An 8423-nucleotide genomic window follows, 5' to 3' on the forward strand; every position below is an offset into this window, starting at 1 on the left:
CACAGAGTTTGCGCTAACCCTGTGGGAGCTGGCTTGCCAGCGATAGGGCCGGTCAAGGCAACACATCCCTTGAAACATGGCCAAACCAGTCAGCCACTTTGATGGCTTTGACCATTGCCGCCTCCGCGCCGCAGCGCGACTATCCCTGTGTTGTTTACGGTTCCCAGCCTAATAAAAACACCGAGGGATTCTGGCAATGCGCGATTACTTGTCTGCCACTGAACAGTTCAACTATCAGCACACCGTGGACGCTGCGCTCAGCGGCACGCTGGAGGCGCTCAACGCCTGCGTCGAATGTTGCGATCGCCATGCCTTGCCGGGGCGCATCGCGCTGTTCTGGGAAGGCCGCGACGGCGCCAGTGCCACGTACACCTTCAGCGAACTGCAAGACAAAGCCGCGCGTTTCGCCAATTTCCTTCTCGAACAAGGCGTGCAAAAGGGCGATAAGGTCGCCGGCCTGCTGCCGCGCAACATCGAATTGCTCATCACCGTGTTCGCCACCTGGCGCATCGGCGCGGTGTATCAGCCGTTGTTCACCGCATTCGGCCCCAAGGCCATCGAGCATCGGCTGAACAGCTCCGGGGCCAAAGTGGTGGTCACCGACGCGGTCAATCGGCCAAAACTCGCCGAAGTCACGGATTGCCCGATTATCGTCACCGTCGGCGGTGCCAAAGGTCAGGGCATCGTCCGTGGTGATTTCAGTTTCTGGGCCGAACTGGCCAACTATTCCAGCGTTTGCGAACCGGTCCTGCTGACGGGGGAAGATTCGTTCCTGTTGATGTTCACCTCGGGCACCACCGGCCCGTCGAAAGCGCTGTCGGTGCCGCTCAAGGCCATCGTCGCGTTTCAGAGCTACACCCGCGACGCGGTGGATCTGCGCCCTGAAGATGCGTTCTGGAACGTCGCCGATCCGGGCTGGGCCTACGGCATCTATTTCGGCGTCACCGGGCCGATGGCGATGGGGCATCCGATCACCTTTTACGATGGTCCGTTCACCCTCGAAAGCACCTGCCGGGTGATTAACAAATACGCCATCACCAACCTCACTGGCTCGCCGACCGCGTATCGCCTGTTGATTGCCGGCGGCAACGAGTTCGCCAAGTCGATCAAGGGCAAGCTGCGCATCGTCAGCAGCGCTGGCGAGCCGCTGAATCCGGAAGTGATCCGCTGGTTCGCCGACAACCTCGATGTGGTGATTCACGACCATTACGGGCAGACCGAACTGGGCATGGTGCTGTGCAACCACCACGGTCTGCAGCATCCGATCCACCTCGGCGCCGCCGGTTTCGCCTCGCCGGGCCATCGCATCGTGGTGCTCGACGAGCAGTACAACGAACTCGGTGTCGGCCAGCCGGGCATCCTCGCCATCGACCGCACCCAGTCGCCGATGTGCTGGTTCGGCGGCTACGAGGGCGTGCCGACCAAGGCCTTCGTCGGCGATTACTACCTCAGCGGCGACACCGTGGAATGGAACCCGGACGGCAGCATCAGCTTCGTCGGCCGTAGTGATGACGTGATCACGACTTCCGGCTACCGCGTCGGCCCGTTCGACGTCGAAAGTGCGCTGATCGAACACCCGGCGGTGGTCGAAGCCGCTGTAGTCGGCAAGCCTGATCCGGAACGCACCGAACTGGTCAAAGCCTTCGTCGTGCTCAACCCGCAATACCGCGCCGAACCGGCGCTGGCCGAAGAATTGCGGCAACACGTGCGCAAGCGTCTGGCCGCGCATTCGTACCCGCGGGAAATCGAATTTGTCAGTGAGTTGCCGAAAACCCCAAGCGGCAAATTGCAGCGCTTTATCTTGCGCAACCAGGAAATCGCCAAGGCTCAAGAGGCCGCGGCGCACAACGTTTCAGCTTGAATCAGGAAGTCAGTCATGCAGATCGAGAACAAGGTTTTTATCGTCACCGGCGGCGCCTCCGGCCTGGGTGCAGCCAGCGCCGAATTGCTGGTCAACGCCGGCGCCAAAGTGATGTTGGTGGACATGAATGCCGAAGCCGTCGCCGCGCAGGCCCAGCGCCTCGGCGCGCAAAGTGTGGTGGCCGATATCAGCAACGAAGCCGCTGCCGAAGCGGCGGTGCAGGCAACGCTGAAAGCCTTTGGCAGCCTCAACGGTCTGGTCAACTGCGCCGGCATCGTGCGGGGCGAGAAGATTCTCGCAAGAACGGCCCGCATGCGCTGTCGAGTTTTGCCCAAGTGATCAACGTCAACCTGATCGGCAGCTTCAACATGCTGCGACTGGCCGCAGCGGCCATTGCCGAAAGCGAAGCCAATGCCGACGGCGAGCGTGGGGTGATCATCAATACCGCCTCGGTCGCAGCGTTCGATGGCCAGATCGGCCAGGCGGCGTATTCTGCTTCCAAAGGCGCGATTGCCAGCCTGACCCTGCCGGCCGCCCGTGAACTGGCGCGTTTCGGCATCCGCGTGATGACCATCGCTCCGGGCATTTTCGAAACCCCGATGATGGCCGGCATGACCCCGGAAGTGCGCGAGTCGCTGGCCGCCGGCGTGCCGTTCCCGCCGCGCCTGGGCAAACCTGCCGAGTACGCCGCGCTGGTTCGGCATATCATCGAAAACAGCATGCTCAACGGTGAGGTGATCCGTCTCGACGGCGCCTTGCGCATGGCCGCCAAGTAAGGAGGATTTGTCATGACTCTTGCCAACGATCCGATTGTTATCGTCAGTGCCGTCCGCACCCCGATGGGCGGTTTTCAGGGCGAACTGAAAAGCCTCACCGCGCCGCAACTGGGCGCTGCGGCGATCAAAGCAGCGGTTGAACGCGCCGGGGTTGCCAGCGACGCGGTTGATGAAGTGTTGTTCGGTTGCGTATTGCCCGCCGGCCTCGGTCAGGCGCCGGCGCGGCAGGCAGCTTTGGGCGCCGGGCTGGATAAATCCACCCGTTGCACCACGGTCAACAAGATGTGCGGCTCGGGCATGGAAACCACCATTCTGGCCCACGACATGCTGCTGGCCGGCAGCGCCGACGTGGTGATCGCCGGCGGCATGGAAAGCATGTCCAACTCGCCGTATCTGCTCGACCGCGCTCGCGCCGGTTATCGCATGGGTCATGGCCGGGTGCTCGATTCGATGTTCCTCGACGGCCTCGAAGACGCCTACGACAAGGGCCGTCTGATGGGCACCTTCGCCGAAGACTGCGCCGAAACCAACGACTTCAGCCGCGAAGCCCAGGATGCGTTTGCCATCGCCTCGACCACCCGCGCCCAGCAGGCGATCAAAGGACGGCAGCTTCAAAGCCGAGATCGTGCCGCTCACGGTGACCGTCGGCAAAGAACAGCTGCTGATCAGCAACGACGAGCAGCCGCCGAAAGCCAAACTGGACAAGGTCGCCTCACTGAAACCGGCGTTCCGCGAAGGCGGCACGGTGACAGCGGCCAACTCCAGCTCGATCTCCGACGGCGCGGCGGCGCTGGTGCTGATGCGCCAGTCGCAAGCGCAGAAACTGGGTCTCAAGCCACTGGCGGTGATTCACGGTCACGCGGCGTTTGCCGACACGCCGGGCCTGTTCCCGGTGGCACCGATTGGCGCGATCAAGAAGCTGGTGAAGAAGACCGGCTGGGCGTTGAACGAGGTCGATCTGTTCGAAATCAACGAAGCGTTCGCCGTGGTGGCGATGGCCGCGATGACTCACCTGGAAATCCCCCACGACAAGCTCAACGTGCACGGCGGCGCCTGCGCGCTGGGCCATCCGATCGGTGCCTCGGGCGCGCGGATTCTGGTGACCTTGCTCTCGGCCCTGCGCCAGAAAAACCTGAAACGCGGGATTGCGGCGATCTGCATCGGCGGCGGTGAAGCCACGGCGATGGCCGTGGAATGCGTGTACTGAACACCCTCTCTCTGTAGGAGCTGTCGAGTACAACGAGGCTGCGATTCTTTTGATCTTGTTTTTAAAATCAAAAATCAAAAGATCGCACCTTCGGCAGCTCCTACAGAGGGAGCGGGATGAATTAATCCACAGGGCCTGAAGCATGCCGCAACCGTTCATTTTCCGTACCGTCGACCTGGATGGTCAGACCCTCCGCACGGCGGTACGTCCCGGCAAGCCTCATTTGACGCCCTTGCTGATTTTCAACGGCATCGGCGCCAACCTGGAGCTGGTGTTTCCATTTGTCGCGGCGCTGGACCCGGATCTGGAAGTGATCGCCTTCGACGTGCCCGGTGTCGGCGGCTCGTCGACGCCCAACCGGCCGTATCGCTTTCCCGGCCTGGCGAAGCTGACCGCGCGGATGCTCGACTACCTCGATTACGGCCAGGTCAACGTCATCGGCGTGTCCTGGGGCGGCGCGCTGGCGCAGCAGTTTGCTCACGACTACCCCGAGCGCTGCAAGAAACTGGTGCTGGCAGCGACCGCCGCCGGTGCGGTGATGGTGCCGGGCAAACCGAAAGTGCTGTGGATGATGGCCAGTCCGCGGCGCTACATTCAGCCATCGCACGTGATCCGTATCGCCCCGCTGATCTACGGCGGCTCGTTCCGCCGCGACCCGACACTGGCCGCCAGCCATGCCGCCAAGGTGCGTTCGGCGGGCAAGCTCGGCTACTACTGGCAGCTGTTCGCCGGCCTGGGCTGGACCAGCATTCACTGGCTGCACAAGATCCATCAGCCGACGCTGGTACTGGCCGGCGACGACGATCCGCTGATCCCGCTGATCAACATGCGCATGCTTGCCTGGCGGATTCCCAACGCCCAGTTGCACATCATCGACGACGGTCATCTGTTCCTGATCACCCGCGCCGAAGCCGTGGCGCCGATCATCATGAAATTCCTTGAGGAGGAACGCCAGCGCGCGGTGATGCATCCGCATCCGACCCCACTGGGCGGCTGAATCACTGCGGCAGGCTTTATGCAGGGTTTTGAACAAAGTGCGCGGCAGGACGCCGCGCGGGCAGCAACCCGTAACAGCGACTATGGTGTTCTGGTTCGGTGAGTTTGTTTTTGACCTGAAGACGAAGGAGTGTTGAGTCATGCGCGACAAACCAGCGACGGGCGTTGTGCCCAGCCCCGCCGTGTTCATCAACGCACAAAGTGCGATCACCGGCCTGCGCGGCCGGGACCTGATCTCGACCTTGCGCAGCGTCGCCGCCCACGGTCTGCGCAACCCGATTCACAGCGCGAAGCACGCCTTGAAACTCGGTGGCCAACTCGGTCGCGTGCTGCTCGGCGAAACCCTGCACCCGACCAACCCGAACGACAGCCGCTTCGCGGATCCGGCATGGAGCCTCAATCCGTTCTACCGGCGCAGCCTGCAGGCCTATCTGGCCTGGCAAAAACAGGTCAAGAGCTGGATTGATGAAAGCAACATGAGCGATGACGATCGCGCCCGCGCGCACTTCGCCTTCACCTTGCTCAACGACGCGGTGGCACCGTCGAATACGCTGCTCAACCCGCTGGCAGTCAAGGAGCTGTTCAACTCCGGCGGGCACAGTCTGGTGCGCGGTCTGAGTCATCTGTTCGATGACCTGCTGCACAACGACGGCCTGCCACGCCAGGTCACCAAACAGGCATTCGAGGTCGGCAAAACCGTCGCCACCACCTCTGGCGCCGTGGTGTTTCGCAACGAGATGCTTGAGCTGATCCAGTACAAGTCGATGAGCGAAAAGCAATACGCCAAGCCGCTGCTGGTGGTGCCGCCGCAAATCAACAAGTACTACATTTTCGACCTCAGCCCGCAGAACAGCTTCGTCCAGTACGCGCTGAAAAATGGCCTGCAGACGTTCATGATCAGTTGGCGCAATCCAGACGTACGCCATCGCGAATGGGGCCTGTCGACCTACGTCGAAGCAGTGGAAGAAGCGATGAACATCTGCCGGGCGATCACCGGCGCCCGCGACGTCAACCTGATGGGCGCCTGCGCCGGTGGCCTGACCATTGCCGCCCTGCAGGGGCATTTGCAAGCCAAGCGGCAGCTGCGACGCGTCTCCAGCGCGACCTATCTGGTCAGCCTGCTCGACAGTCAGATTGAAACCCCGGCCACGCTGTTCGCCGACGAACAAACCCTCGAAGCCGCCAAGCGCCGCTCCTATCAGAAAGGCGTGCTCGACGGGCGCGACATGGCGAAGGTCTTCGCCTGGATGCGCCCCAACGATCTGATCTGGAGCTACTTCGTCAACAATTACCTGCTGGGCAAAGAACCGCCCGCGTTCGACATCCTTTACTGGAACAACGACAACACCCGCCTGCCCGCCGCGTTTCACGGCGACCTGCTGGACTTCTTCAAGCACAACCCGCTGACCCATCCGGGCGGGCTGGAAGTCTGTGGCACGCCGATCGACCTGCAGAAAGTCACCGTCGACAGCTTCAGCGTGGCCGGCATGAATGACCACATCACGCCGTGGGACGCGGTGTACCGCTCGACCCTGTTGCTTGGCGGGGAGCGGCGCTTCGTGCTGTCCAACAGTGGCCACGTGCAAAGCATCCTCAATCCGCCGAGCAACCCGAAAGCCAACTACGTCGAGAACGGCAAGCTCAGCAGCGATCCACGCGCCTGGTACTACGACGCCAAACGCGTCGACGGCAGCTGGTGGCCACAGTGGCTGGAGTGGATTCAGCAACGCTCCGGCGCCCAGCGCGAAACCACGTTCACCCTCGGCAACCCGAACTATCCACCGATGGAGGCAGCACCCGGCACCTACGTGCATGTGCGCTGACGCTTAACCGAACTTTTCTAAGAAGACTGGATGAAAACCCGCGACCGGATTCTCGAATGTGCCCTGCAACTGTTCAACGAAAAGGGTGAGCCCAACGTTTCCACCATGGAGGTTGCCAACGAAATGGGGATCAGCCCCGGCAACCTCTATTACCACTTCCACGGCAAGGAGCCGCTGATTCTCGGCCTGTTCGAGCGTTTCCAGAATGAACTGACGCCGCTGCTCGACCCACCGTCGGACGTCGAGCTGGCGCCGGAGGATTACTGGCTGTTTCTGCACCTGATCGTCGAGCGCCTGGCGCAATACCGGTTTCTGTTCCAGGACCTGTCGAACCTTGCCGGGCGGCTGCCGAAACTGGCCAAAGGCATTCGTCATCTGCTCAATGCGCTCAAGCGCACCCTGGCGTCATTGCTGGCGCGGTTGAAGGCGGCAGGGCAGTTGGTCAGTGATACCCAGGCGTTGGGGCAACTGGTGGAGCAGATCACCATGACCCTGCTGTTCTCGCTGGACTATCAACGGATACTCGATCGCGAGGGTGAGGTCAGGCTGGTGGTGTACCAGATCATGATGCTGGTGGCGCCACATCTGCTGCCGCCGGTGAAAGTCGCCACCGAACGTATGGCCCTGCAGTATCTTGAAGATCACGAGTGATCCAGAATCAAAAGATCGCAGCCTGCGGCAGCTCCTACATTGGATTGTGGGTAACTCAGGCAGCGGGCTGATCCAGCTCCAGGCCAACGCCCAGGCGGCGGCCCATGCACGGCCAGCGCTTCCAGGCGGCACCGGTGTCCGGGCTGCTCAGTTTGTCGCGGTAGGCTTCTACCGATTCCAGCGCAAAACTCTCGTCGTCAAGCATCTCGTCGATGGTGTGATGCACGACTTCATCCAGTTGATTGGCAAATTCCTCACCGAGCAGCTGGTGAGCAATCAGGTTGGCGACCGTCATGTCCAAGGGGATCAGTGGCTGGCCGAGGTGTTTGATGTACAGGTCGTTGACCTCTTCGACAAAGCGGTGCGCCAGATAGGCTTCGTCCAGCAGGCTGTCCAGACCGACCGGCGGCTGGAGGAAGTACTGCTCGGCGATTTTCAGCACCGGTTTGATCTGCGACTCGATTCCCGCTTCCCTGGCAACTTCATTGGCTGCGTCCAGCATGTCTGGTACTTCATCGATATAGGCGCTGACAAAAACTCGTCAACGCGTCTTCGCGGTTAGCGTCCGGCAACTGAATGGCCGAATGCAGATGAGGCAACTTGGCTTCCAGCTGACGCTTGAGCCGTCCGGTTTCGTTTTCGGTCTGTCGGGCTTTTTGGATCTGCTCGCGCAATGCGGCGGTGTTCATGAAAACTCCAGGGAACAAGGCAATGAAATAGGGAAGACATAACTTAGCTGGCTTACGAAAAATGCTAAGACGCATTTGTCATAATTATTTCATCCTTGATGCAGCAGCGTTATATCGGTTCGCCACCACTCGTCTGCATCCTTCTCCATTCGTGCCCTTTAGCGCAAGTCCCGGCTGTTTCAGAACATTAACGCCACGACATTGCAATTTCCGACGGCTGTCTATACTCGCCATTGAATGGAGTTAGCTGATGACGCCCGACTGCCCACGCAGCAAGGCCCGGCGATTCAAGTTCGTAGTCTGATGCAGCCGCTCCCTTGCCGAAGGCGTTGCGCCTACGGGATAACAAGAACGATAAGGGGAACCCGCAATGATGCGACATCCACACGTCTGGATGGGCCTCCTGTTGTGGTCGATTTT

Annotated in this window: 4 protein-coding genes and 3 pseudogenes; 6 read left to right on the plus strand and 1 reads right to left on the minus strand. The window is 61.1% G+C overall.

The window, feature by feature from the left end; all coding sequences use genetic code 11:
- Window positions 1-196 precede the first annotated feature (196 nt).
- From HT737_RS01185 to HT737_RS01210, 6 genes and pseudogenes are all read left to right on the plus strand, one after another.
- Complete coding sequence (locus tag HT737_RS01185; RefSeq protein WP_182401058.1) at window positions 197-1861, plus strand: AMP-binding protein; 1665 nt, start codon at window positions 197-199, stop codon at window positions 1859-1861.
- Between the two features lie 15 nt (window positions 1862-1876).
- Window positions 1877-2637: pseudogene (locus HT737_RS01190) on the plus strand (SDR family NAD(P)-dependent oxidoreductase).
- 12 nt (window positions 2638-2649) lie between these two features.
- Window positions 2650-3844 (plus strand): annotated as a pseudogene (locus tag HT737_RS01195) (acetyl-CoA C-acyltransferase).
- A gap of 142 nt (window positions 3845-3986) precedes the next feature.
- Window positions 3987-4841 (plus strand): poly(3-hydroxyalkanoate) depolymerase, encoded by an 855-nt coding sequence (gene phaZ / locus HT737_RS01200; RefSeq protein WP_041074940.1) that lies wholly within the window; start codon window positions 3987-3989, stop codon window positions 4839-4841.
- Window positions 4842-4980: 139 nt separating this feature from the next.
- Window positions 4981-6663, plus strand: coding sequence for a class II poly(R)-hydroxyalkanoic acid synthase (gene phaC, locus HT737_RS01205; protein WP_047290884.1), 1683 nt, complete (start codon window positions 4981-4983; stop codon window positions 6661-6663).
- A gap of 30 nt (window positions 6664-6693) precedes the next feature.
- Window positions 6694-7314: a TetR/AcrR family transcriptional regulator gene (locus HT737_RS01210; protein ID WP_047290883.1), complete on the plus strand. Its 621-nt coding sequence runs from the start codon at window positions 6694-6696 to the stop codon at window positions 7312-7314.
- Window positions 7315-7369: 55 nt separating this feature from the next.
- Here the strand turns inward: HT737_RS01210 and HT737_RS01215 are convergent.
- Window positions 7370-8003: pseudogene (locus HT737_RS01215) on the minus strand (hypothetical protein).
- Window positions 8004-8423 lie beyond the last annotated feature (420 nt).

It is taken from the genome of Pseudomonas sp. MD195_PC81_125 (assembly GCF_014060985.1).
Taxonomy (GTDB): domain Bacteria; phylum Pseudomonadota; class Gammaproteobacteria; order Pseudomonadales; family Pseudomonadaceae; genus Aquipseudomonas; species Aquipseudomonas parakoreensis.

Excerpts from the sequence above, each read along its gene's own strand:
- HT737_RS01185 (WP_182401058.1), top strand. The coding sequence starts at position 197 with ATGCGCGATTACTTGTCTGCCACTGAACAGTTCAACTATCAGCACACC.
- phaZ (WP_041074940.1), top strand. The coding sequence starts at position 3,987 with ATGCCGCAACCGTTCATTTTCCGTACCGTCGACCTGGATGGTCAGACC.
- phaC (WP_047290884.1), top strand. The coding sequence starts at position 4,981 with ATGCGCGACAAACCAGCGACGGGCGTTGTGCCCAGCCCCGCCGTGTTC.
- HT737_RS01210 (WP_047290883.1), top strand. The coding sequence starts at position 6,694 with ATGAAAACCCGCGACCGGATTCTCGAATGTGCCCTGCAACTGTTCAAC.